We start from the raw sequence: 25849 nt of genomic DNA, 5'->3' as shown, positions 1-25849 counted from the left end.
TCTTTTGTCTTCTTTTTTTATCTTCGTATTCCTCCTTGTCGTCCTTGCTCCTCCTGCGGCGTTTGCCCTGCTGGTTGTTTCTGCTCTATCCGCGAATTATTGCCTATAAGCATCATGCCCAACAGCAGGCCGCCTATCTTGCCCAACCAGCCGAAACGGCCGAACACCAGCAAGGCGGAAGCCACCAAACCGAGCATTCCCAAGCCCGACACGTTTCCTTTCCCCAAGTTGGAGAAGAAATTGCCGAACATATCCAAGCCGTTCCCACCGGTCAGGTTGCCTAAGAATGTTCCGATGCCTCCCCATGTCTGGTTCATGGTGGAAACGCCCTCCTTTACGCCTTGCAGGGCTTCACCGGTTTGGTCAACAGCCTGTTCCACACGGTCGGCGGCTTGTCCGGCCATTTCCACTCCTTTGTCCACATTTTCCTCGCCGACCAGCACGTCGGCCACGGTGCGCACCACCGGCTTGTCGTTCACGATATTCTCCCACGCAAGGTAGCCCATGCCGCCTCCGACAACAGCCGTTTTGGTGGCATGGCCTAATCCGGCTAGGGTGCGTTGGGGATGCACTACCGCACCGCCTAATGAGCGGGTGGCGGAGTTGTTGACCAGTTTTTTGCCAAAACCCAGTATTCTTGCCCATCCTGCCATATTCTATACTTATTTTGTAGTTGTTTCCATCCGTTTATAAATCTCCGTTTCTTCTCCATCTGCGCATGGCGGCACGGGCTATTTCCGCCTTGTCCGCTTTCTGCGGCCTTGCCCCTTCATCGATGGTCGCCCACACATCGGCCAGCGAGGTATATTTCACCGCCAATGTCAAATGGCGCAGTTTCCGGTTCATCGCTTTCAGCTTCGGCCGGATGCCGAACACCAATTCTATCCGTTGCTTCTCGGTCATCTTGGTGTCACTCAGGCATACTTGCCGGATGTCGTTCACGATTTCCACGCTGCCCAATATCAGCTCTTGGTAGATGCGGTTGCGGTTCGGGGTGAGTGCCACAGCAATGGCGTTTCCCGCACGGCTGCGCAATTGGTCGTTCAGGCTCCCCATATTTTCGGCCAGTTTGCCTACCTCGTGGTAGAAGCCGTATATCTGTGCCGCATAGCTGATGATGTCGCGGAAAGAATCGAGGTAGTCGTTGAACTTCCGTTGGATGTCCGTCGTGCCTTCCACTTCCTCCCGTGTCCAGATATGCCCGGTGGTCTGCATCAGCATCGCCCGCTCCTGTGCTTTCAACTGGTCTTCCGCCTTTTCGGTATAGAGGTACACCATCCCGGCCAGGGTCGGGTCGATTTGTGCCTTTAATTGCAACGAGCAAACAAGCAGCAAGCCCATTATCACGATGTGTCTCATTATCTCTGCCATTCTTAATTCTTCATTCATCATTTTTCATTCTTCATTGGATAGTCCTTGCCGCCCTTCGCCATCTGTCCAAGGCGGCATGGGCAACTTCCCCGTTGCTCCTGTCTATCATCCCGGCGGTAACATTGTTCCATACATCGGTCATCGTATAGTAGCGTATGCTCAGATGCAACAAGTGCAGTTTCTTGCTGAAAGCGTCCAACCTGTCGGACAAAGCCCAGAGGGTTTCGCTCCGTTCCGCCCCGGTCAGCATATTCTGCAGGCCTCCTGTGGCCACGGCATTCCTGAGCAGCGTATAAACTGAAACCAATTCCGTAGCCGTTTCAATGTAGAGGTTGTTCATACTCATCGTGGCGACAATGCCCTGCGGATTACTGGTAACGGCCTTGCGCAGCTTACCGAGGGTGATGAAAATGCGCACCCCGTCCTCATACAGGGTGGTGGCTGCTTTCAAGGAGGAGGCATAACCTTCCACCGTCTGCAGGTAATCGCTGTACTTCCGCTCCCATTCGTGGATACGGTTGAACTCGGCGGCTATGGTGTTTTGCAAGACCGCCGTCTTGGTCTGCCCCTCTATCTGGTCTTGTATCTGGCCGTTGATGGCCTCGTTGCCTTCCGCCAGGGCCAGCCATTCCAAAGGATTGGTCTGCACGTATTGCGCTTGTACACTGATACTGAAGCACAAGGCAAATACAATAGTCAGTATCTTAACGGTTCGTGATTTCATAGATTCCTTTTCTTCGTTTGTTCAATTCCACCCGTCCACGGATGACAGACACCAGGTCATTGTTCATGTCCATGCCGATGATGTCAAGCCGGGGCGTGGTGCGGTCGCCCGAATGGACGCTCACGGTTTTCAGTCCGCAAAGCTGTTGCAGCAGGTTGCTCCGCTCGGCGAAATCCACCACCCGGTATAGTTCCACATAATCGCTGCTCCGGGTAATCACCCCGTGCTCGTATATCAGTTGTTCGTCCGTAATGCGGTAAATCATGCGTTTGAGGTAGATAAAACGGTAAGCCAAGACCAACGACATGGCCACTGACAACCAAAGCAACAATCCCTTGAACAGCATTCCGTCCATCCCGGCACAAGCGTAACCGCACAGGTCGAGCGTCAGCAACGGCAGGTTGTCGATAAAAAACTGCAACGTCCCTGGCCGCAGTTGCAGGGTGTCGGGTCGCGTAAATGGCGGTTGTGAAGTAGTTTGTGTCATCGTCTGAATCGGATTTGTCGTTCTTCCGTATTTTCTTGTTCCTTATCCTCATCCATCCGTTTGCCCATAAGTTGGTCGTTCCAGTCCTTGTAGCCCTCGCTGGGTGGACGGTAGTCAATGCCTCCTTTCTCCAAGCCAAGTTCCTTGCAAATAGCTTCAAAGTCAAATGTGCGAACGTCCAGTTCCGTCCTTCCGTATTTCCCGGTTAGGTCAGTCACCACCAAGGTGTCTTTCTTCGTCATGTGTGAGTTGAATACCCGTCCGTTCATCTGCAAGGCGAAGTTCACGGCATAGAGCTGTCCCGCCTGGTCGCAGTCGAAGCAGAGGTGGTGGTTGGCATCAGGGGTCTGTTCCAGCATCCCGGCAAACTGCCTGATGCTCGGCGTGCCTCCCGTGGAAACGAACACGGCGTTTCCCAAGTCGGCGTATACCACAGTTTCATTCTTTTCGATTTGGTAGAACGCCATCGCATCGAAGGCACTCTCAAACCAGTACACGTCTTTCACGCCTGACAACGGGATGTTGAAACCGACATCACTGCGGTGGCTGTTCAGCTGGGCTATCCACATTCCCTTGGTGGCGTTGCTCCCTGCCGCCATGCCCTTGTAGGCGGTCTTGCCCTCGGCATTGGGGCGGCTGCGTTCTTCCAAGCCGACAATCTGTTTGCCCGGCCATGCGGGCAGTGACAATGGAAAAGCGAGGTTGGTAAATACCTTGCCGTCCGTCCGGTGCTTGGAGGCAAGGAAGAAATGACTGCAAAAGGCGCGTTGGGTGTCAAGGTCAATGCTCCGGTTCTTGAAATAGGGATAGAACTTTTTCTGGCTCTCCCAATCGTCCATGCGGAAGGCTTGCAGGTCGTATTCATCCATGTCAAACGGTTTGCCCTCCTTGCCAGGGTTGAATATCCTTGTTTCACGGATTTCTTGCGGCTCGTTCAGCAGACGGCGGCATACGAGGTTGACCAACCGGTCGGCGGACATCCCCGGAGTGTATTCGGCAAAGAAGTGGGGATGTTCCTTGATGAAGGAAATGACATTGTAATTCTTGCGTTCGGGCGGCTGGAAACAACAGAAGCCGTTGGCCGTGACGATGAACTTGTCTCCTCGCACACGCCGCCCATCGCTGTCAATGCGCACATACGACGGATAGCGCAGACCGTCACGGCGGTTCAGCCGATAGCCTGCGTCCACCAACAGTTCCTGTATGCTCAGCCTCCTCTTGTAATCCTCGTAAGTCAGTTCTGCCATGATTGGTTCTCAATTCTTCATTCTTAATTTTTCGCTCTTCGTTGAATCACATTCCATGTCTCATTTCATGCTGCATCCGTTCCGTGTTCACGGCTGCTTCATAATTGCGTGCCGCCACGTCCATAGGGGTGTCCACTCCGGGCTTGAAGTAACACCGGTGAGGCGGTGGAGGGCCATGCCTTTCCAGGTAAATGTCGGGGCGTGGTCCACGGCCCAGTTCGCCCATGACGGCTACGCCCGCCAACAAAGCCGCCCCGATTTTCGTTCCCAACGGCACGTTGTCCCTAGACTTCATGTCCACTTCCCCGAATATTTTGGAAAAGAGTTTCAGGCGGTGGTAGTCATCAATGGCCATGAACTTGTCATATTGCTTTTGGGTGATTTCGTGGCTCACGGCTTCGCCGTCTATGACGGCGGTCATGCGGTACTTGCCCTCAGTTTCGGTGGGTTCTACCCGTATCTCGTCCACGGTCACCTCCCGTCCATGCCGGCCCTCTCGGAACCAGCCCTTGTCCGGGTTGATGTAGGCGAGGTCGTTACCGTCCATCACCACCGTTCCCTTGGGCAGTACCCTTTCTTCAGGCTCTACGGACAGGCCTTCATTGACATATTGCCCTTGCCCGCCTTGCTCTATTTGCCCCACTTGGGAAAGCTGGCGGTCCAAGTCTTCCTTGACCGCCGGATGCAGTTCGATGGCAATCATCTTGTCACTATTCAACATGTCCATTGTGATAGGTGCGGAAAAATCCTCCTTGATGATGCCATTAATGATTTCCAGCCGTTTTTCCACCGGCACATCCTGTGCAGAGTTGTTGGTCAAAGCTGCCAATTCTTCGTCTTTCAGGTCATACTGCAAATCGGCAGAGACGGAGGAAGACTGTATGGTCAGCGTCTTGCGCTCGGAATCTATGAGTATGCCGTGGCTCGCTAAGCATTCCTGCCATTTCTCGTTGGTGAAATAGACGGGGGAAGTGATGAGCGTGTGGTAAGGCTTGGCCGGTTCGGTGGGTCGTGGCTTGGGTTGCAAAGGTGTGATGACCGTTTCCAGTTCCTCCAACACATCCTGTCCGGCTACTGTCGTGGTGGGTTGCCCCTTGTAGTAGAAACCATAACCGCCGCTTTGCAGTTCTCCGGGTTTCATGCGTCCGTCGGGGCGGTTGGGCACTATCGGTGCGCCGGGAAAATAGAGGTTGCCGCCTATGCGCCGCAGGTGGAAGCCGTCCTGCTGCCGGGGCGTCCAGCCGAGAAAACACGCTCCCCATGGGTGGCGGTACATGGGATGCGCCCAACCTGATCGTCCGTATTCACCAGCGCCGATACGGTAGCCGTGTAAGCCCATGGCCACCCGTCCGTTGGCATTCCGTGCGTGTACGAAATCCCTGGGCAGGTCGAAGTCCGCCGCCACAATACTTGCGAAGGTGTTATAGCACTTTCGGTTTGCGTAATTCGTACCCCAGTCGGTCAGTGCTTGCAGCTGTTTTTCGGTGATGGGATAGGAAAGCAACGGGGAATCATGTCCTTGCACAATCAGGACAAAACCTTCGCTGCTCCCTGCTATATGCCCCCTCATGCCGTTGCGGGCCAGCAGGTCTCGCATCTCCGGCGGCAGTTCCAAAGGGCGTGGGTTAGTGTTCTTTCGTATGCTCATTTCATATTGTTGTCATGCGGTTATATGCTCATCAGGCATCGCCGTAGGCGAGTGCCGTTTCCATCTCCTCCTGCTTCATGTCGAGGAAGCGCAAGGCGGTGTCGTCGTCCATTGGCAGGTCACGCAGGCGGCAGTACTTTTCGTATTCTGTTCTCCACTCCCTCGAATGGTACCATACATAGTCTTTCCAACCGTACTCACCGCTTTGCACCTTTTCCACGAGGGTCTCTTCCGGATAGTATTCTTCCTTTGCCATGATGCCTTACATTTTGGGAGTGTTGGCGTTCTGCATCCTGCGCTGGCTGCTCCGCTTCAACTCGTTCCACATTTCTTCGTTGTAGTCGTCCTCATGCACATAGTCAAGACCACCCTTGCCGTCTGCCACCCAGCAGCCGAAACAGCCGAAGTTATACTTGTCCCACTCGCGTTTCGCTTCTTGTTTCCATTGTACGCCGTCACCCACGCACACCAAGACACCTGTCGGCTCGTTCAGGTTAATGCCGATGGTCATCAGTTCGTCACCATCCGCCACGGTCAGCGGTTCACCCACTTGCAGGCAGTTGATTTCCGCTGTAGAAAGATGGAATTCATCAGCTATGATTTGCAGGTTGCGTCCGATGACGGGTGTGGGAACGGAAAGGATTTGCTTCGTGCCGGAATCTATCTGGTGAAATGCCTGTACAGGGGTAGCATTGTCGCCATGCATCGGTGCGATGACCGCCTTTCCTTCCAACAGGCGTTGCTTTTGTTCATCACTGAACCGCTCTAGGCGGCTTTCTACCAGTACTGGGTAAAACAGCACGTCGGCTGTGCCGTCCTCACGCCGCACCAACGAGAAGCGAGTTCTTGCATGGATGGTGTTGCCTTCCGAATCATCCGCACGGATGGGCAAAACGGGTGAGCGGCGGCCTGAAAGGATGGCTTGCAGTACATCCACCGGCAGGTCACCAACCATCTCCCTTGTCAGCCCGAATTGTTCGAGAGTACCGTAGGGTACTTCCTCTTCCGAGAATTTGTATCTGTTCATTCGTTCCAGTTTTAATTGTTACACTCGGACAAATGTAAGGTGGCAGAATGAAGTCAAGCAAGAATCGGCAAGAAAAGTGCCTGGATTTTGAGTTATTTATAGCTATAGGGAAAAATCATACTATCAATCATACTCAAAACGAAGAATGGGGCTTCCCGGCATGAACGTGCCTTGGGAAGCCCCATTCGGGTATAGGTGGTTATGTTTACAGGTGCAATTAGGACTTTTCAGCCTTGGCTGCCACATACATTTGGTTTCTGCTGGTTGGGGTGTCGGGTTCTGTCATTGACAGCAAACCTTCCGCAATCAAGGGAGAAATATACACTCGCTTGAAGTTTACCCTGTCTTTCAAATTGAGCAAATTCATTATTTCCAAAAAGCTTTTGGGCTCTTTGCAGAAATCCAGTATTAACGCTCTCATCAAGTCCTTCTTGATGGGTTTTCTTGATGGGTCTTGCCGATGGGTAACGTCAACACCATATAGTCGGGTTGCACTTCCACGGTCAGCCTTGACTTTATAGACACTCTAAGTCTGATTCGTAGGTCTGATTCCCTATAAAATCTTATAATATGACCTTTCTCATTGCCATTCTTCCCTTTATACGCATCTACATATTACTTTTGTGCCATGAAAAAGTCATGGCTATTACTCACTTTATCATTCTGTTGCTTGTCCTTACAAGCACAGTTCCATACCATTGCATATAGCAAGCCACTGTACAAAATGCAGGGAGTGGCTGAGCCTACAGAAACAAAATGCCTCCCCGGAGATGGAGAGGCAGACAAACTTGTTTCCTTTACTTCGATTGCAGGGAAACAATCTGAAGTAATGCGCAACTACTGGATAGGCTGTTATATGAGTGTATCTTATCCTTTGAAGAAAATTATGGTCACTTCGCCTTACGGGCGGCGCAAAGACCCATTCACCGGCAAGCGGAGCAACCACAAGGGATTGGACTTGCGGGCAAGCGGTGAGGAGGTCTATTCCATGATGTCGGGCGAGGTCGTTAAGGTTTCATACGATAAGCGTTCGGGTAACTATGTTTCCATCCGTCACGGAGACTACACCGTCAGTTATTGCCACCTCTCAAAGGCGTTGGTAAAGAAAGGCGCACAAGTCCTACCGGGAGAGGTGGTGGCTATCAGTGGTAACACGGGTCGTAGTACTGGACCACACTTGCACATCACCGCCAAATATGGCAAGAAGCACATTGACCCGGCCATCTTGCTTCAGTTGATTAAGGAAACCCGTGAAGAAGCATTGGCACGTCTGGCAATCGGCTGAGCTTACTTTCCATTTCCTTTTAAGAACTGCTCGTAGTCATATTCATTCATCCCCGGCTTACGGGTATCAGCCACATGACCGCCCGGTTGATAATTGAATTTCCATGGCTTTTCCTGTTATACCTGCGCCCCGGATGCCTCTCATAATATATTCCAATCGGTATCACAATGTACCGCCACGCTATCAACAACAATCCGGTCCATTCCAATCCGAACAGGCACAGCCCAATGGCAACCAACCAGAAAGCTGTTGTTTCCGGCGACAGGAAATGCCTTAGCATTTTTCCGCACACTTTCAAAAGAATATAGGCAAAAACCAGTAATACAATGTATTTCATGTCATTGGTTATTAGACTACTAGGTTAATAAATCTTTTTCAGTCAAGCAAGAAATCCTGCTTGTATTTTGCCTATCTCCTTAAAGATGTTCCTACAAAAAATGCCATTCCTCATTCCTTCAAGATTAGGAATAGGGAATGGCATTCGCAACAAGCTCGCAAATAACAGCAGGCAAATTTCAGAACTTCTTTAAATTCACCGTCTTTGTTATGCCGGGGAAAACAGTCAACAGGGCAGTCCCGTTGCTGTTTATCTCCACATGGGTGTAACGAGGCTCTATCACCACCTTTCCTCCAACATGATGATGCCCCATTGCCGGGGATTGGCTTCCACGGCACAATAGTTGCCCACGGGCTTCTGTATGCTGCGGTAAACAGGCGGGACGATGACTTGGCTGCCTGATTTCAGACCCCATTTCAATCCTGATTGGAACGGAACGGCATTTTGTATTTTGGCCAGCCGCATCTGCTGTTTCTTTTCTTTTTCCCGTTGGTGGTTCTCCCTCATCTTGGCGGCTCTCGCCTCGGCTTCCGCTTTCAGTCGGGACACTGCCATATCAAAATCCTCACCTTGTGTATTCGCGTGCTCGCAGGCGATGTGTTGTTTTTCCCTGCCGTCCATGGCGTGGTAGTAATTTCCCTCTCCGTCCGTAATCACGATGCTGCCGTCTGCCAGTTCTCCGCAGAATCCATAATATTCTTCTTCGTCATCCGCTAAGATGCACACGCTGTCCCGATTGAAGAAAGCGTCCTCACTGTCTATGCTCCTGAACTTACACTCATTCGCCAGACCGTTGTAAATCCGCAGGTAGAAGCCCCGTGGCACCAGGTCAAAGCCGTTTATTCCCAACGGACTTTTATAGACATGTTTCGTGCGGCTGTAATACAGCATTCCGACCCTCAGTACCTCAATCTTCCCGAATTTCAGCACTTCCGGTTTCTGGTTATACAGCCTGGCTGTTTTCAGGTCGATGTAGAATGTATGTCCGGCATTGTCCGTTACGGCAACAACGTCGTCCGGCAGGAATTTCATGTTCCGGTACCGGTCGAGCTTCATCCGTATGTTCCCGTTTCCGTCCACGATGCCTGTTCGGTTGTCATCGAATCCCACAGCAGCCAGATTGCCTTTCACGTCAAATACGGTACGGTATTGTGCTTTGGCTGTGATGGTCTGTCCTTGCTTCAATCCCCAAAGCCCGCTTTGCCTGTCCTTATATGGTTTCAGGGCTTCTGTCTGTGAAGCAGGATTACCAAGCAGGGGAGAATTGCCTTGCAGGTAATCCATCAACTGCCCGTGCGACAGAATTGTTTCCAGTAAGTCCTCCGCATCCAACATCTCGTCTTTAACTTGCCCGGCTGCCATATAAGAAACATTTCTTGCGTTTGTGGCAGGATAGCCTTTACCTGCCAACCGCCCCTCAAACATGGCTTGCCAGTCCCGATAAGCGGTCGGTAACCCGAACAGACGGTACAGCCCCACGTTGTCTATCAGCATACACGTTTCCTTGCCATCCGTCTTGCGCAGTCCCCGTCCTACTTGCTGTAGGTATTTGGCAAGCGAAAGGGTCGGCCGAGCCATCTGCACGAACTCCACGTCCGGACAATCGAATCCCTCGCTGAACACATCCACGTTCACCAATACCTTTATCTTGCCCTGTCTGAAGTCCTCCACCATTTCCTTACGCAGCTTGGCGGGAGTCTTGCTGTCAATGGCGACAGCATTCATTCCGTGTTCCTTATAATATGAGGTAATATTTCGTGCGTGGCTGATGCTGACGGCATACACGATGCCTTTCTTTCCATGGGCATATTGCCGAACGCTTTCATACAACCGCTCGATACTCGGACGGCGGTTCAGCACCTTGTCCATCTCCTTCACTTGGAAATCTCCGTCCGCACCCCGTTTCTCCAAACCGTCTATCAATCGCTGGTCTTCACTGTTCGAACGTATGGACACATAATCGAAAGGTGAAAGCCATCCTTGTTTGATAAAATCCGCTATTCCGTCCGAAGTTATCAACACCTCAAATAAGTCCGTAAACCCTTTCCGGTTCAACCGGCAAGGCGTGGCGGTCATGCCTAATTTCTTCGCTTCCGGATAGTGCCGCCACAGCTCCTTGTAGGTTCCCGCCAGCGCATGATGGGCTTCGTCTATCACTATCAGACTCGGCCGTTCATCTTTCATGTCATTGAAGTGACGTGAAAGCCACTGGATGGACAATACTTTGATAATACCATCCTTTGGCGTTATGTCGTATCTTGCCACCGTTTCCTCTATCTGTTCAACCAATTCCCTACGGTGGGCTACAATCCAAACGCTTTTGTGTTCTGCCTCCTCCAACCAATCATAAATGACGGATGCAAGCAGGTGTGTCTTGCCTGTTCCAGTTGGCATCTGCACCATGACGCTACAGTGCTGATTCCATTCTGATGCAAGCGACTGCTTTATGTTATGTTGGTAATTGCGGAGCATAACAGGAAGAATTTGTAAGAGTTTAACAACTCACTTGTCCAATTTTGCAGCGGGACTGTTTTTAAAATCTTCAATGGCCTTTATAAAACTCTCTTTATCCCTTGAATTGTAAAATGCACCGATATAATATTTTGACTTATCATTCTTGTCTGTGGTCAGATAATTCTGATAATCGTCAATTATCATTTGATATTTCCGGAAATAGTCTTTTTCAATCACATCCTTACTTATTGTTAGGAACTCATCCCTCAGATTCTTTAACAGCGCATACTTCTCTATTAGTGGCTTAAATTTAGATTTCCCTGTGCCATAAAGGCTATTATAATACAGCCAGACTAATTCAAATCTTGATAAAGTAGCTCTTACAATACTTGTATAATCATATTTTTCTTCGTCATTAAGTTCTTTGTTTTTATCAACAAATTTGATGATCCGATATAAATGCCTGAAATAATGATCGAAAATAGTTATTTCGATTAATTGATTATACGCTTCAGAACCCCTGCTCGTCAAGACGTTCACCATTCCTTCATACCAAGATTTTTCATCGAAAGAAATCTTGCCATCTACGATTTCTCTAAAGCTGAACCATTTGGAAAGCCAAAAATACTCGAAAACATCCCTTCCTCGTTTTTCAATGGTTCTCCAGCCGGTATTTTCTCCGTGATTAGGATTCCTGTCAGGCTCTGTATCTTCGTACCGAAGCTCATTTGTAATCTGTTGTTGAAGCTGCAACATATTAAACAGTGTAGTCTCAAACCGCTGTAAATCTCCAGTCTTCTTTTGATTGTAATAAGTTAAAATAGCTACGAAAAACGCGCCGAATGCAAAAATGCCGCTGACAATACCTCCGATATAATATAATCTGAGTAGCATGTCGGATTCTGTGCTTGGTACATTCTCATAAAGGAATTTAAACAACAGTAAAATGCAACCAACGAATAATAATATGTATGTGATAATCTGTTTCATTCGCACAACCTAACTTCTTTTCTTGATTCTATCCAAATATGCTTTGTAGTCATTTGAATTTGCAAGGGCAAGATACAGTACGACCTTCCAGTAGTTATGCCCATAGCTATTGGCATCCAACATTGCTTTTTGTTTCAAATTGGCCATGAATACATCTATATCTTCATGGTATAAAAAGGTTCCTAAACTATTCTCTATCTCTGGATATTCAGAGATTGCTTTCGTCTTAAACCTTGTCAGTAAATCCAGCTTCTCATAATGCCTGCAAATCAAATCAAACAGTCTAACGTCTACATGATTAACATTATCCAAACGATAGTTGAAGTTCACGACACCTCTTTCATCAAAAGACAAATCCACAAATAGATACTGTGTTTCTGGCAATATGTCATAATAGAAGTTCAAAAACAGAGGATACCCGCTTCTGTCCTTAAAGTTATCACCTTTCTTGGAATTGCATTCAGAACAGCAAGGAATCAGGTTTAAAGCATGCACCGCAAATTCCTCATAAACAGACTTGGGTAGGATATGCTCGGTCGTGTTGGCTGCATTCAAAGTGCAATAAGGACACCTGTTCAGATAAGTTCTGTTATTATGGTCATCTATCCAGTCCCTAATGGTTCTCACTATTTTATTGTCGCTATCAAACATCCCCTCCAACAATGCTTTTTCTTCTTCTGAAAACAAATTAGAGGGCATCAATGTATGCACCTGTTTTTGTGAAAACTTGATACAGTAATTATCATAAGCTGATTTCACCTTTTCCTCTATCTGTTTTAATCCATCCTTTCCCTGACCCGTTTTCCGATTAACAGCTGCCTTATAGAGTTCAAAGGCATCCTCATTATAATGGTTGAAGTTAATCATCTGCTTTTATTTCCATTTGTCTTCTTATGTACATATAGAGATTCAAACTCATCGGCAACCCCTCAGATTTCAATATTTGTTCTATATCATCCATGCTTTTCCCCTTACGAACAAGTTGACGTATGACATATCCATAATGTTTGTCTATGGTTGAACGTCCGAACACATCTTCCGTGATGGTCGTCAGGTTCTCGCCCAATGTCTCTGTGTTCATAAGTCTGGTTCGACGTTCTTTAGTGATCTTATCCTGTTCCAGCACAATTACGTTTCTTGCAAGAAGTTCCTGCAGGACAACGGCAGAGTGTGTCGCGACAACACAGGCCGAATTGAATTCATTACAGATCTCGAAAAGTATCCGGATAAGTTCTGTTACCGCATTGGCATGGAGATGCACTTCAGGTTCATCAAAGAGGATAAGTGAATTTTCACGGATATGGGCATACAATTCTGTAATGATGGACGTAATCATCGCCTGTCCGCTACTCATTTTACTTATAATCTCATGAAACTTTCTTTTGTCGATATCTCCTCCACTCAGAAAGACATCTTCCAAGAACTCCTTGTCAACCACTTCCGTTAAAGTGCAGTGATAATCGGAAGTTCGAGTTTTATATATTATCTCATCTAAAGAGACTTCCAACCGTTTGTTCTTGTCCTCTTCTGTTATCAGTTCATTATTTCTATTACGCAATCCGCAATAAACAAAGTTGAAGGAGGATTTGTGGGTCAATTCAAAGAGCTTGTCAAAAATGCTGTAAGAAATGGCTATCACTTTTGAAAAGTCTGGAATATTTCCACTCTCAAAAGCCATCTCGTCCCTGTCATGCAATGCTTTGGCAAGAGAATAAAGCACCGACGACTTTCCCGAACCATTCTCGCCTATCAAGGCTTTAATCCTATTGAGATTGTCATTACTATCCAAGTTACCGAAGTTCATGTTCACATTCACCACATTGTCAAAGTACGGCCTTTTGGCGTACAGAGTAAAATTATATCTGTTACTCATGTCAACGTTTTCCATGATGCCATGCGCATCCCTGAATGCTTTCAATGCATCAGAAAATCTCAGTAAGGACTTTTGAAAGGATATGGTGTGCTGGTACCGGTCGGCTATGGCGGAAAAGTAAGCGGCATCCCGCAAGGCATACAAGATGGCCTTGTAATTATCGGGAAACTGTTCTTTGATTTTTTTGTAGTATTCATCTTCTTGTCCAACAGAGCAGAATTCTTCCGATAGTTCAAAAAAATCTTGTGGAATGGCATCTTTAGTCACAAATTCATTCGCGTGCATAATTTTCACAGGACCTATCTCTATTCCTTTCGCATTCACGCTCTGCTTATAATAGAGTTTGAAACGTGTTTTCCTGCTATAATCATCCCACAAGTCACTGTCAAGCATAAAAGCCGGAAACGAGATTGGGACCTGGTCTACATAGAACTTGATACGGTTTTTGGCAATATCATGGGGCCTTTCATCCACGTTGTTTGCTGTCTCCTCTATCTCATAGACAGGAAGGCCGTTCTCCTCGCCTTGCAATATGTACTTGATACCATCATTTTTTAATAGTGGATTTAGTGTTTCAACATACCGCTCAATTTCTTCTTTTGATATCCTGACATCTTTAGAGACTACTGCATTAAGAAACCTGCGAAACACATCATCGCTTGTATTCAACAAACCAAACCGAGTCAAGAAAGTGTATTCCTCATCCCAATCGTCATTATTCCTCAAATGTTGAACAGCATCACCGTATGCATCCGTAAACCTTGGGTCTTCTGATGTAAGCAGATGAAGATCCCAAATGTTTCCAAGCATATCCACACTATCCGCCTTCCCCCAGATAGAGCCCAGTTTTTGAATAGACTTGAATATTTCAAGCTTCTTTTCTTTATTCATTGGATAATATTCGTGGTTGAAAGTTTGATATAAATCCAATTATAAGGATGATGGCTATATTGTCCATATCAACATTCGGATGTACTTACTTCAAGCTCACCCTGAAATAAACCCCACCGCTAAAATATTTTCCATCGTTCAGTTCTGCTACGAGGTTGATTCGGTCTTTCCATATGGAATATGTGCCTCCTACGTTGAAGGTGCGTGAGTCATATTCTGCCATCAGATTCAACCCATTCACCGCCTTGCGCCAAAATCCTTCGTCTGGCAGTTTCAATCGGAAATTCACACCGCCTGCGGGACTGTTCTTATGCTCCACTCTCAATCCCCTGTCCCAAATGAAAGACAAGTGTGCACCAAGAGTGTCGATGTTTTCAAAGGTGAAGTGCTTCGTGGCTGAAGATACCATCGGGTAAACCAACAGTTTCCCCCGTTACTGTCCCGACTGCCTATGCCGCCTCCACCGGCGCTCTCATGCGTGCCCAGGTCGTTCGCACCAAACACTATCTGTGGTGTCCATGCTTTCCACCATCCTTTTTCCCACAATCGCGGACAGCCATAGAAAGCACGGTCTCGATTGGAATACTTACCCCAGACACTTTGTGGAAAATAGGTTGAACCATGCTCTGCATAGTTAATGGTGCAGGTATAACCTACTTCCAACCATGGGAAAATGGTGATGTTCAAGTAATAGTTAAACGTGTATTTTATTTCGTTGCTGTTAATGTAATGCAACGGTGTAAGGTGTAGCACGTTACCGCCAACCATAAATGTCCTGTCACGTTGCATCTCGACAGTGAGTGCGTGTGGCAAACCGGTTGTTCCGTACATGATTTTGGCCTTGATTTCTTTTGCCACAAACAAGAATAGGCACAATGCGAAGATGTTTCTTAAAGATGTAAAGTTCATACCATGCAAAAGTTTCAGAGATTTGATAACGATTTCTTTTTCTCTCTTTCAAATGGCATTTTCTCATTGTATTATGACTTTCGATAGCGTTTATTCGTATCTTACGGATTTAATCCTATACTTTTCTACTGATTTGAAGTACCAAGATATACCTTTGTCACTTGATCGGCTATCTTCTCCCAATCGTATTTCTTCATGTCGTAATCAATATGCTGCAATGGCTGCTCTATAACAGTTTTTAATTTCCCTGCAAGTGCACCAACATTTCCAACTGGGAAGTAGTCACCATTGTCAAGACCTACTTCAAGGTTCGCCGGAATGTCGCTGACAATTACTTTAACACCGTAGCTCATGGCTTCAAGCAGGGCTATTGGCAGGCCCTCGTGACTTGACGGCAGGCAGTAGGCGCGGCAGTTGGTAAGCAAGGAGTGCAGCTTGCGCCCCTTGATGAAGCCCGTAAGGACGACGCCGTTCTTCCTCGCCGTTTCTTTAAGGCTTCGTGAATAATCGTCCTCGAAGTCGGTGTCGCCCGCCAACACAAGCCGGCAGTCCGCAGCGTCTATTCGCGAAAATGCCTCCACGAGGTGGTGCAGGTTCTTCTCCGGCACAAAGCGGCACATGCCGAGGATGTACTTGCCTTTCTCTATGCCCAGCCCGTGGAAGTATTCGGGATAGTCGCATATCTCGGGTTGCGACACGCCATTGTAAATAAGGTGGACATGCTGCGTTCTGTTGTATTTCCGTTTAATCAAGTTACGAATAACATCTGAGATGACAATCACCTCATCTGCGAACATGCAACCCATGCGCTCACCGAGCTTCAGCATCGTCTTTGCTGCGAATCCCCACTTGTCGCGGTCGTAATCAGGACCGTGGTGGGTAAAAACAACCTTCATTCCCAACATCTTTGCGTACGGCACAAGCAGTGCAGGGCCAATGGCATGGATGTGCAGAATGTCCGCCCTGAGCCGTTTCGCCTCATTGATGGCACGGAAAGTATGAATAATAGCCTCAAAGGATTTTTTCTTCGGACTGTTAATGTTCACCAACTTAACGCCTTTCCATTCCGTCAAGTCATCCTTAACATAATTAGTTCGGCGTATCACGGTAACGTCAAATCCACGTTTTGCTATCCTCGGAAACAGCTCCTCGCAGTGTGTCTCCACGCCGCCCATGATATTAGGAATGCCACGGGTTCCGGTTACAACTATCTTCATATTGTCTGTGTGTTTAATCTTTCAGTCTTTCTTGCCGATGTCTATGCGCCTGAGCTCGGCCACGAGGTCGCGCGTAAACTCGTCTGCACCGCGTGAATTTAGGTGGGCTCCGTCCTTGAAATAGGCATAGTTGTGCAGGTATTTCGGATCGTCGGCGAAATTGATGAACGGAAGTCCTTTTTCCTTGCACATCCTCTCAATCGGCAGATATTCGGCTCTGTCCATCCCGTCCCAAGTCGGTGATATTACCACCACAATACGGCTGCTCCCCATAAGGGGCGTGAGCCTGCCCCAATAACCGAGCTTCAGACTGTCGAAAGTCACCTCTTGCCGGGCGGCTTTCTTCTTCGAGACCTTCATGCTGTCCATCTCTCCCTCCAGCGGGCGGTAGCCTTTGATGCCCGACGCCTGGAGCGGGCGCACGCAGTCGCTGACTATCTGCACAAAGCGAGAGTTATACCTGTAAAGGTTCGACATCATCTTGTACTTCTCGGTCTTGTCCACCGAGGCGAATATCTGCGGTATGCCCTCGCGGTCATAGTATGCCCGGAGCCAGCCCAGATACTTGTGGTTGTCGTCGCCTGCCAGGAGGTCGAAGCCCGGCAGCACGTCCAGTAATATCACTTTCGGAGCGTATCTATGTCCTATCATCATGAGGCGTCCGTAGTTCAGAATGATGCCGTTGCCGTCCTGACCGCAGTTGTAGCAGCTCATTCCGAGCGAGTCCTCGATAATCTGCGGGTTGTAATGGTGTATGGCGCGCGACGAGCCGAACACGAGGACATCTTCTTTTGTGCTGTCGCAGATGTAGTTGTTGCGCCAGTTGTCGCCGCCCTTCGCGTCGGCCACAAGTCTGGGGAACACGATGCCTGCCAAGGTGTCAACGGCAAAGAGCAGGCAGGCAAAAACGAATATTCTGATCAGAAACTTTCTCATAATCTCTTAGAAATTTGCATAAATGAACTGGCCCGCGTCGAACACGCCGGTCAGCAGGATAAGTACTGTCAGAGACAGATACGCAGCCCAGCGTACCACTGTGTGCCGGCTGTCCATCAGCCGCAGTCCGTCGGGACGGTATTCGTCGGCAAGGTCTTTCACGGCAAGCATCACCACGCCCATCACAATGAACAGCGTGTTGGTCTTTTCCGGCAGGTACAGCCCGCCCCACCCGCTGAAGTCGAATATCCGCCCTATCACGCCGCAGGCATCGCCGAGCGTCGGCATACGGAAAAATATCCACGCAAAGTTGACCAGAAGGAATGTTATGACAATTTTTAATGTCTTGCCGAACGCACCATAACAGCACTTCTGCTGGTTCAAGGCTTTTTCCACAACCTGGAACACGCCGTGCCACAGTCCCCAGACGATGAATGTCCAGTTGGCTCCGTGCCATATTCCGCTGACGAGGAACGTCACTATTATGTTCCAGTAGTTGCGCAGCCTTGAGCACCGACTGCCGCCAAGCGGAATGTAAACATAGTCTTTCAGCCATGTTGACAGCGAGATGTGCCACCTGCGCCAGAAGTCGGTGACGCTGTATGAGAGATACGGACGCCGGAAGTTCTCAGCCAGTTCAAATCCCAGCACCCTGCCCACACCGATGGCCATGAGCGAATAGCCGGCGAAGTCGGCATATATCTGCACCGAATAGAGCAGCGAGGCCGCGAAACAACTCAGCCCCGAATAGTTCTCATAACGCGGCAGCACGGTGTCAACATAAAGGGCTACCCTGTCGGCAACTACGACTTTCATGAACATTCCCCAAAGCATGCACTTCAGTCCGGCTACAGCCTTGGAATAATCAAAATAAGGGCGCAACGCCTTTATCTGGGGGAGAATGAGCGACGCCTTGTTGATAGGCCCGGAGACAATCGACGGAAAGAATGACACATATAGTGCGTAGTGCAGGAAGTTGCGCTCGGCCTTCATCTTGCCGTAATACACGTCCCAGAGGTAGCTCAGTGCCTGGAACGTGAAAAAGGAGATGCCCACAGGCACCGCCCAGTTGAGCCCCGGAAGTTCAAACCTGAGACCTGCCGCCGACAGCAGCTCCGTGCACGAGGCGTTGATGAAGTTGTAATATTTGAACACCAACAGCGGCAGCAGTGCAAGAAGCACACCTGCCGTTAAGATTCTTTTACCCCCCGCAGGATTTTCACGTTTCTCAACAATCCGCGCCGCCGCATACGTAACCGCCGTCACGCCCAGCAGTATGACCGCGTATGCCGGCTTGAAGTTCATGTAGAGCAGGTAGCTCACCGCGAGCAGGTAAACGTTTCTAAGTCGCTGCAGCCTCGCCGGTATGGCGTAATACAGGAGGAACAATAACGGAAAGATTACTAAAAAATTAAAAGAATTGAATATCATAATGTTTTCATTATTTCTTATAAGCCGTTTTCAGTTAGCTTTTGTCCGGAACAATCTCTCGCAGTGGGCCTCCACGCCGCCCATGCCATTGGGGATGCCCCGCGTGCCGGTTACAACTGTATTCATCAATATTCCTGGGTTTAAAAATGAACAATTACTTCCGTCATAAGAACAAGTAACAATGAAAAACAGCCTGACAGCCTTAAGGTAGCGTCGCTGTACGCTGGCGTCATCACCATTTCCTGCCTCTCGCCATGTGGCTCCTCCCCACGAACAAGAGTGTGAAGAGACTATCTGCCTGCAACAAACCGCCCATAGAACTCTATCAGCTTGGCCCAGTAGCTTTCCTTGCTCAGGTTGCTGTTGGCAAAGTCTATCGTTCCACGGCTCAGTGCCGTGTATGCCTTGCCGTCAATGTCACTGGCCTTGCGTATCACGCCGAGCAGGGATGATGCGTTGCCGCTCTCAAACTGGAAGCCGGTCCTGCCGTCCACGACAATCTCAGGTATTCCGCCGATGCGCGCCCCGATGACAGGTGTGCCGACAGAATAAGCCTCGATAATTGTCATCGGGTTGTTTTCGTACCATTCCGACGGCACTATAACAAAGTACGCGCCGCTGACCAAATCGGTCAGTTCCTTTCCTGTCTTGTAGCCGAGGAACTCAACGTTTTTCATTCCATTTTCCACTGCAAATGCTTTCAGTTCTTCCTCCTTCGGCCCTGTACCGACAACTTTCAGCCTGCATTGCGGCAAATCCCTGTACGCCTTGAGCAGCGTCATCACGCCTTTTTCGTAAGACAGGCGCCCGAAAAACAGGAAGTATCTGTCCGTCGGCATGGCTTTCGGTTCACTGACTATCGACGTTGAGAAGTTGTAGAGCGTGATATTCGGCTTCTCATTCAGTGCCGGCATGTATTTCTCTTGGATATTTCTCGCAAAGTTGCTCACATAGATGAAGCCGTCGATATACTTTGCGGGATTAAAGAAAGCGTTGCGGAAATACTGCTCGGCTGCCATCACCGCGCTCATCACCCTGCTGCCCTTGCAGCACGTATGGGTAAAGCATTTGTAGAAATGCCGCCCCTGACAGTCCTCACAGATATGTCCGCTGCCGTCACGGAACGTATAGGCCGGGCAGACAATGCGGTAGTCGTGGACGGTGAAGAGTATCGGAATGCGGTATTTCTTCAGTACGGGAAATATCGAGGGCGTAATCTGTCCCCACATCAAGTGGATATGTGCAAGGTCGGGCTTTTCGTCAAGTATCAACTGTTCGATTTTCCTGGCAGCCTCAAAATGGTAAAAGTAGTTTACCAAATTCTTTACCTGCCTGAACGGGCCTCGCCTCGTTTCCTTCGACTCGGGGAAATACTTGCTCTGCGGCGACGGGCGGTTGTCATTCCATTTCAGCGTGAAGTAAACTACCTCGTGGCCGTGTTCCTCAAGCAGCCGGCCCGTGTTGAAGCACACTGTCTCAGCTCCGCCCTTGTTGAAGTTGTAAACGTCAATGAGAAGGACTTTCATTATGAATGGTTATAGAAAAAAAATAAAAAATCCAGACTTTGGCGGCAGCAGAAAAAACAGTCCGGGGATTTATGGATTATAAGACGTGGCCTTTTACAAGATGAAAGGCCATCAATTAGGATGCAATATACCACCTTTTACAGCTCAAAAGGTCGCATTTCATAATTCACGATAAATGCTACGGCTGCATATCGGTTAAGCCGCCTCCGATAAGTTTGCCGTAAAAAGTATCCTTGCCGTCAACCTGCTTTGCAAAACTCTGTTTCCACGTCAGCTTGTACAGGCACGTGTCCTCGCTTATTCTTTTCCATACATTTTCGTCGTATGGCTGGCCGAGAACCTTGAACAGCTCGTCGCACCATTTGTTGTTTGGCTGTATCTTCGCAAATGCGTTGGCTATTTCTTTGTCGTGTCGTTGAGCAAGGACAATTACATAGTCTGTCAACAGATAGTCAACCAATTTGTCATTCACTTTCCAATAATTGCATAGAAAGTCAAAGATTACTTTAAATATCCATCTGTTTTCATAGTTACAACCCAATGAGTAATTGGCAAAGTAACCTCCAGCAACTGAACAGTGAAGGTAATCTGGACGTTTTATAGACCATAATGGAAGTTGCATATATTCCTCAAAGCAAGGTTTGGTACAGAAAAAAGTTGAATCAATCCAGAGCCCGCCATATTTTGAGAGAAGATTCATTCGCAATAGGTCTGAATAAATTGTGCGTGAAATGATACCAGAATTTCGTTTTCTTTCTACCCCTTCCGGAAAAGAAACATAGTCCTTGTAGTTGTCCTCCGTGATGAAAATGATTTCGCACTTGCCTGCATTGCGCCTTATCGAGTCCACGCACGCCTTGACTATTTCCGGCGCATTGTCAATGCCCTGCCACCAGCATATCCATATCTTGTCGCGCAGCTTCGGGTCGCAGTCAGGCATATCCGTCGGCCTTCGGTAACCGTCCCAATACTCTTTGAACTTGTCCTCAAGGAAGTCAAGCATAATTTTGTGTTTGCCAAGCAGGCGGTTTCTTACGCTCTCCGGCTCCTTGAACCCATTTCGGTTCATTATCTGTATGTCCACTTTCGCCCTCAACGTTACCCACGCCGCCTGCCACGATATGGCCTGCGCCACGTCATACGTCGCCCGCAGCTCTTCCAGACTGCGGTGCACAATGCGCCCCAGGCTGTTATGTTTCTGTGCCATAAGTTATTGTTGATTTATGATTTATTCTTCATACTTGCTTTTACCAAGAATGACGTAGTAAATCTTGAAAAGCAAGACGTTAAGCAAAAACAGCTTGTTAGTAATAAGAAAAAGAACTAAACGCTCTTTAGAAGGAATATGTTTGTCTTTCAAATAATCGTGTACTTTTTCCCATCCATCATATCCGTACACTTTATTGCAAAGCCTTCGCTTTTCTGCAAACTTCATGTCAGACATGATTATCCCCCTTAAAACAATTCCACGGGTGTAATTCTCAAAAAACAAAAAGATTTCCTTTTTAATTTCCGGAAGATTATAATCTTCAGCTATCTCTGACAGTTTTTCAAAAAGCCTGACATTACAGTCTATTTTATTCACGTTAAATGAAGAATGTGTAAGCGAAGTTCCATTATAACAATAATGGTAAAACGTTTGTGGAATACAAACAATCTTCCTGCACAGCGGTATAAGCATTGTATGAAACAATATGTCTTCCGACAGGTATTCACGTTCAGAAAAGAATCTGATATTGTTGCGTTCTATCAAGTCACGCCTATAAAGACCATTCCATACAGACATCCATATTGTGTCAATGTCAGGCTTGGTGTCAAATATCATACTTTTTAAGAATTCTATTATATCTTTCCCTTCCCAAGTATGGTCAAGCATGAAACATTTGCTTTCCGTTCCATCAGAGTTCTGCATATTAAAACCCGCATAGACAATATCTGCACCGTTTTCTTCAGCCGCTTTAAAAAGATTCTCGTACGCCTCCACAGAAGTAAAGTCGTCTGAATCGACAAACGCCACATACTCACCCGTTGCTGCATCGAGCCCTGTGTTGCGGGCAAGGCCCAGTCCGCCGTTCTCTTTGTGGATAACCCTTACACGTCGATCTTTAGCCGCATATTCGTCGCACATCTGCGGGCAACGGTCCGGCGAGCCGTCGTCAACCATTATTATCTCAATGTCGCTCAATGTCTGGTTTAGTAGTGACTGCATACAACGGTCAAGATATTTTTCGACGTTATAGACAGGAACTATTATGCTTACCTTAGGCATACTTATCAGTTTTACAATTCTAAAAATATTTTTCTAACCCAATCAACGGCCTGTGTCCTCAGCTCCCGCAGCCTGCGCTGCTCGACAGCGCAGTCGTATTCACAAGAGATTTCCTTAATGTCAGTGCCGACTTTAGCCGCGAGCATGGAAAGTCCAAGTCCGTTTAACAGAGATGTCTGCCTGTCGTCCCCGTCTGATGGAACAACTGAGACCAGCGGTCTGCCGAAATTAAGGGCGAAAGCGGTGCCGTGAAATGAAGATGTCAGCACAAGATCGGCATTGCTGAAATAATCAATGAACTCCGGTATGGATGAATCTATAACATCCTTGCAGTCCAATATTTTCCTGTATTCGCCGGATATTTCTCCGTCAAGAACATAAATCCTGTAACCAAGACTTTTCTGAAAATGTGCGGCCACATCAAATATATAAGGCTGCGGTCTGAAAGCATAGTCCAACATGTACAAGAGTATGTATTTCTCGCTTTTCCTGAACTTTGAACGCGGTATTGCCTTGAGCCAGTCTTCTTTCGAAAGCATCAAGGTTGGGTCAAGCAGAATCTGCACATCTGCAGGCAAGCGCAACTGTCGCTGAATAATTTCCTTGCCATAATTTTCTCTTACGGAAACAGATGTGAAGCCGGACAGGCAGCGTCTGAACTTTTCTACATATTCTGCAGGAAGCTCTTTCTGCGCAAAACTTGATGCAAGAGATATTTTAGGCTTTCCCTCAGGGGCAAAAGACAGCAAGTAAACCGAGTCGCCGTATGAGAAACGTGGATTCCATACCTGATCGCTACCTACGACAAAGGCGTCATACCCGTCCCATTTCTCGGCGCGGAGTTCGTCAAGTGACTTATATTTTCTTGTGAGATGCAGGAACGTGCGGCGGAAACGCTCTAACTTTTTCTCCTTGCGGTGCTTCGCCTTAAGTCCGAGTGCCTGGGCTATAACGCTTTTCAGTTTCGGCCTGCCATTGCCGTGTGCGAAATACCAGGGGTTATTCCTGTCATAGTCAATTATTCTGCATTCAAAACCGAGGTTTTCAAGCAATGTTTGGGTCGCAAAGGCCTGAAGAACAGAACCGAAATTAGGCACTGAGTAAATGGTAACAAGAGCTATCTTACGCATATCAGTATTTTATAAGGTGAGCTTTCCTTAAAGCTTTCAAAGGAAATTCTATTACTGTGACTATTTTGTCTATTACCGACAACGATCGATGGCTTTTCAAAAGGCGCAATATTAACGGACGTAAGGGGTGTGGATGTGCGTTGGTCTTCATCTGTCCCTCGCAGACCGTTTCAACGCTTTGCTGCTCTTTGTGTATAGTTGTTATATGCTCTAAGATGTTTTTGCCCTTAGTGGTCAATGCCAACACCCCAGTCACTCCCTTATCCTCATCTTTATAGGCATCACCCCACAAATCACCGATGCGAATATCGGCATATGAGTTTGTCATCTTGAAACGACAAGCAGAAGTGCATTGATTTCCAAGACAGTAATGACCAAGGAAATATTTATAGAACAGGTCTCCTTGAGACATTCTGGAATTGTAGAAACCTTTTTTTTCCCTTATTAACATATTATAGGAGTCGTGCCAGTCCGCCTTCGCACTTTCCTCGCTGCCGCTTATGGACATTGCCCATGAGTCATGCCAGCCAGTCTGCTTGTTGCGCCATGACGCATAACTGATTTTACCAATCCCGCTCTCAACATAACTGCAATATTTCCTCCAAAGAAACATTGACGGAACGCCATGACAGAAGAAATCCACCAGAACGAATCTGTCCTGCGCTTTTTTCCTTTCGATAATGCGATGCAGCGACGCAATCTGACAGGGAGTACCCACAACTACATATCTGCCGTTCTTAAAATCAATCTTCTTGAAAGCCTCTACAGTAAGACTCTGGATATATTTTGAACCTTCGCTCGGTTTCAAACCGTCAACAGTGTCTGTAAGATAATGCTCGGCTCGGCCTTTTTCAGCGTTATATCTCACTCCGCAAAATGTATATCCCAGCCCAACAAGATAACGGGCTATCTCAAAACCGGTCCCCCCTGATGAAGAGGCGGCCCTCACTTCCGGGTCGTTGCTCCACGATGCAATGCCATCCACACAGGAATGTTCGAAATCGTCCTCAGTGTTATAAAAAGAGCAGTTCTTCAGGCAAAGGCTGCAATTTACACACTTATTCTCATCCGTAACAAATGGCTCATAAAAGCCATCGGCATTAAAACGCATCTGTATTATGTGCTTCGGACAGGATATGACACACACACCGCAACCGAAGCAATTGCGGATGATGGATATGTTATTTCTCATTTTAAATTTCTATAGAAAAAGAACTTCAAATAGACTTTTACTATTGTAAAAGAAGAAAGATAGGATAATGAACGTTTTTTGATTGATTTGAACACTTCCTCTGCGAATATTTTATCCTTAGATGTCACAGAATTATTCAATAGATTTAAAATATATGACCTATAAATTATAGAGTCAGAAATTGTATTATCACCACACGCTTTTCTTATTTTCTGAATATTTTGCTTTAGTATCTCATATCTTTCTGCTCTATTATCGTTTATTCTTTTCATAGCAGAACCATCATTTTTCACGTAATTATAGTAGCCTATGCTTGATAGTGCATAGTGGGAAATATCCTTCAGCAACGTGGCAAAGAAAAGCATGTCTTCTCCTATTTTTGTGTTCTCATCAAATTTACGGTCTTTTATTACATTTCTTTTGATTATCTTATTCCACAGCTCATTGTTTCTTTTATTTACAAAGAAACTTATGACACGGTTCTGACCACTTATAATTTGCGATTTTTTTATTTTATGTACTTGAGGTGTTGATATATTTTCTATTATGTTATATGACTTTTGTATCACCTCACAGTCAACATGGGCCGGTTCAATATTCAGGAAATCATCACTTAGATAATCGTCAGCATCAACAAATGATACCCATTCACCCTTTGCTTTATCCAATCCTAAGTTTCTTGCCGAACTGACTCCTCCATTCTGTTTATGAATTACATGAATACGACTGTCTTTTCGTGCGTATTCATCACATATGAATTTTGACTTATCAGTACTTCCATCATCAATCAGTAAGAGTTCAAAATTTGTATTCTTTTGTGACAATACACTTTCTATACAGCGGGATATAAAGTGTTCCGCATTATATATGGGAATGATAATTGATATTAATGGTGTATTCATAGC

The 25849-nt window shown here is 47.2% G+C and carries 23 protein-coding genes and 2 pseudogenes; 1 reads left to right on the top strand and 24 read right to left on the bottom strand.

What is annotated here, in order from left to right:
• Positions 1 to 17: 17 nt before the first annotated feature.
• The 9 genes from B5F25_RS09605 to B5F25_RS22735 form a co-directional block, all read right to left on the bottom strand.
• Positions 18 to 653 (bottom strand): hypothetical protein, encoded by a 636-nt coding sequence (locus B5F25_RS09605; protein ID WP_087249237.1) that lies wholly within the window; start codon positions 651 to 653, stop codon positions 18 to 20.
• A 34-nt stretch (positions 654 to 687) separates the two neighbouring features.
• Positions 688 to 1359, bottom strand: coding sequence for a hypothetical protein (locus tag B5F25_RS09600; protein WP_087249291.1), 672 nt, complete (start codon positions 1357 to 1359; stop codon positions 688 to 690).
• A 43-nt stretch (positions 1360 to 1402) separates the two neighbouring features.
• Positions 1403 to 2095 carry a hypothetical protein gene (locus B5F25_RS09595; RefSeq protein ID WP_087249235.1) on the bottom strand — a complete coding sequence of 231 codons (693 nt, stop codon included), beginning with the start codon at positions 2093 to 2095 and terminating at the stop codon, positions 1403 to 1405.
• Positions 2076 to 2582, bottom strand: a complete 507-nt coding sequence (locus B5F25_RS09590; RefSeq protein WP_087249233.1) for a PH domain-containing protein — start codon at positions 2580 to 2582, stop codon at positions 2076 to 2078. Before B5F25_RS09590 ends, B5F25_RS09595 begins: the two co-directional genes overlap by 20 nt.
• Positions 2579 to 3829 (bottom strand): toprim domain-containing protein, encoded by a 1251-nt coding sequence (locus B5F25_RS09585; protein ID WP_087249231.1) that lies wholly within the window; start codon positions 3827 to 3829, stop codon positions 2579 to 2581. Before B5F25_RS09585 ends, B5F25_RS09590 begins: the two co-directional genes overlap by 4 nt.
• A gap of 46 nt (positions 3830 to 3875) precedes the next feature.
• Positions 3876 to 5477 (bottom strand): hypothetical protein, encoded by a 1602-nt coding sequence (locus B5F25_RS09580; RefSeq protein WP_087249229.1) that lies wholly within the window; start codon positions 5475 to 5477, stop codon positions 3876 to 3878.
• A 31-nt stretch (positions 5478 to 5508) separates the two neighbouring features.
• Positions 5509 to 5733 carry a hypothetical protein gene (locus B5F25_RS09575; RefSeq protein ID WP_013619360.1) on the bottom strand — a complete coding sequence of 75 codons (225 nt, stop codon included), beginning with the start codon at positions 5731 to 5733 and terminating at the stop codon, positions 5509 to 5511.
• Positions 5734 to 5739: 6 nt separating this feature from the next.
• The gene (locus B5F25_RS09570) at positions 5740 to 6504 is read right to left on the bottom strand and encodes a DUF4099 domain-containing protein (RefSeq protein ID WP_087249227.1); all 765 of its coding nucleotides are present in this window, start codon (positions 6502 to 6504) and stop codon (positions 5740 to 5742) included.
• Positions 6505 to 6721: 217 nt separating this feature from the next.
• Positions 6722 to 6871, bottom strand: a complete 150-nt coding sequence (locus B5F25_RS22735) for a Fic family protein (protein WP_338088571.1) — start codon at positions 6869 to 6871, stop codon at positions 6722 to 6724.
• A 261-nt stretch (positions 6872 to 7132) separates the two neighbouring features.
• Between B5F25_RS22735 and B5F25_RS09560 the strand changes: the two genes are divergently transcribed.
• A complete protein-coding gene (locus tag B5F25_RS09560; protein ID WP_087249289.1) occupies positions 7133 to 7789 on the top strand; it encodes a M23 family metallopeptidase in 657 nt (218 codons plus the stop codon).
• Between the two features lie 46 nt (positions 7790 to 7835).
• Here B5F25_RS09560 and B5F25_RS09555 read toward each other — a convergent pair whose 3' ends face one another.
• From B5F25_RS09555 to B5F25_RS09485, 15 genes and pseudogenes are all read right to left on the bottom strand, one after another.
• On the bottom strand, positions 7836 to 8126 hold the full coding sequence (locus B5F25_RS09555) for a hypothetical protein (RefSeq protein ID WP_241148391.1): 291 nt from the start codon (positions 8124 to 8126) through the stop codon (positions 7836 to 7838).
• Between the two features lie 178 nt (positions 8127 to 8304).
• Positions 8305 to 10598, bottom strand: a pseudogene (locus B5F25_RS09550) (DEAD/DEAH box helicase).
• Between the two features lie 30 nt (positions 10599 to 10628).
• Positions 10629 to 11570, bottom strand: coding sequence for a putative phage abortive infection protein (locus tag B5F25_RS09545; RefSeq protein ID WP_087249223.1), 942 nt, complete (start codon positions 11568 to 11570; stop codon positions 10629 to 10631).
• Between the two features lie 9 nt (positions 11571 to 11579).
• A complete protein-coding gene (locus B5F25_RS09540) occupies positions 11580 to 12437 on the bottom strand; it encodes a hypothetical protein (protein WP_087249221.1) in 858 nt (285 codons plus the stop codon).
• Positions 12430 to 14334 (bottom strand): AAA family ATPase, encoded by a 1905-nt coding sequence (locus B5F25_RS09535; RefSeq protein WP_087249219.1) that lies wholly within the window; start codon positions 14332 to 14334, stop codon positions 12430 to 12432. The genes B5F25_RS09540 and B5F25_RS09535 overlap by 8 nt, the downstream gene beginning before the upstream one ends.
• A gap of 85 nt (positions 14335 to 14419) precedes the next feature.
• A pseudogene (locus tag B5F25_RS09530) lies at positions 14420 to 15165 on the bottom strand (hypothetical protein).
• Positions 15166 to 15368: 203 nt separating this feature from the next.
• Positions 15369 to 16460 (bottom strand): glycosyltransferase family 4 protein, encoded by a 1092-nt coding sequence (locus B5F25_RS09525; protein WP_087249217.1) that lies wholly within the window; start codon positions 16458 to 16460, stop codon positions 15369 to 15371.
• Positions 16461 to 16481: 21 nt separating this feature from the next.
• Positions 16482 to 17237 carry a hypothetical protein gene (locus tag B5F25_RS09520; RefSeq protein ID WP_140406906.1) on the bottom strand — a complete coding sequence of 252 codons (756 nt, stop codon included), beginning with the start codon at positions 17235 to 17237 and terminating at the stop codon, positions 16482 to 16484.
• Between the two features lie 165 nt (positions 17238 to 17402).
• Positions 17403 to 18452, bottom strand: a complete 1050-nt coding sequence (locus B5F25_RS09515; RefSeq protein WP_241148390.1) for an MBOAT family O-acyltransferase — start codon at positions 18450 to 18452, stop codon at positions 17403 to 17405.
• Positions 18453 to 19117: 665 nt separating this feature from the next.
• Positions 19118 to 20353, bottom strand: a complete 1236-nt coding sequence (locus B5F25_RS09510) for a glycosyltransferase family 4 protein (RefSeq protein ID WP_087249211.1) — start codon at positions 20351 to 20353, stop codon at positions 19118 to 19120.
• Positions 20354 to 20531: 178 nt separating this feature from the next.
• Entirely contained in the window at positions 20532 to 21560 is a 1029-nt protein-coding gene (locus tag B5F25_RS09505; protein WP_087249209.1) for a capsular polysaccharide synthesis protein, read from the bottom strand.
• Positions 21561 to 21581: 21 nt separating this feature from the next.
• A complete protein-coding gene (locus B5F25_RS09500) occupies positions 21582 to 22622 on the bottom strand; it encodes a glycosyltransferase (protein ID WP_087249207.1) in 1041 nt (346 codons plus the stop codon).
• Positions 22623 to 22633: 11 nt separating this feature from the next.
• On the bottom strand, positions 22634 to 23752 hold the full coding sequence (locus B5F25_RS09495) for a polysaccharide pyruvyl transferase family protein (protein WP_087249205.1): 1119 nt from the start codon (positions 23750 to 23752) through the stop codon (positions 22634 to 22636).
• Position 23753: 1 nt separating this feature from the next.
• The gene (locus B5F25_RS09490; protein WP_087249203.1) at positions 23754 to 24944 is read right to left on the bottom strand and encodes a Coenzyme F420 hydrogenase/dehydrogenase, beta subunit C-terminal domain; all 1191 of its coding nucleotides are present in this window, start codon (positions 24942 to 24944) and stop codon (positions 23754 to 23756) included.
• Positions 24941 to 25846 carry a glycosyltransferase gene (locus tag B5F25_RS09485; protein ID WP_241148388.1) on the bottom strand — a complete coding sequence of 302 codons (906 nt, stop codon included), beginning with the start codon at positions 25844 to 25846 and terminating at the stop codon, positions 24941 to 24943. Before B5F25_RS09485 ends, B5F25_RS09490 begins: the two co-directional genes overlap by 4 nt.
• Positions 25847 to 25849 lie beyond the last annotated feature (3 nt).

Source organism: Bacteroides sp. An19 (assembly GCF_002160215.1).
In the GTDB taxonomy this organism is placed as follows: Bacteria; Bacteroidota; Bacteroidia; order Bacteroidales; family Bacteroidaceae; genus Phocaeicola; species Phocaeicola intestinalis.
Note: the sequence above shows the minus strand (reverse complement) of the source record. Positions and strands in the feature narration are given on the sequence as shown.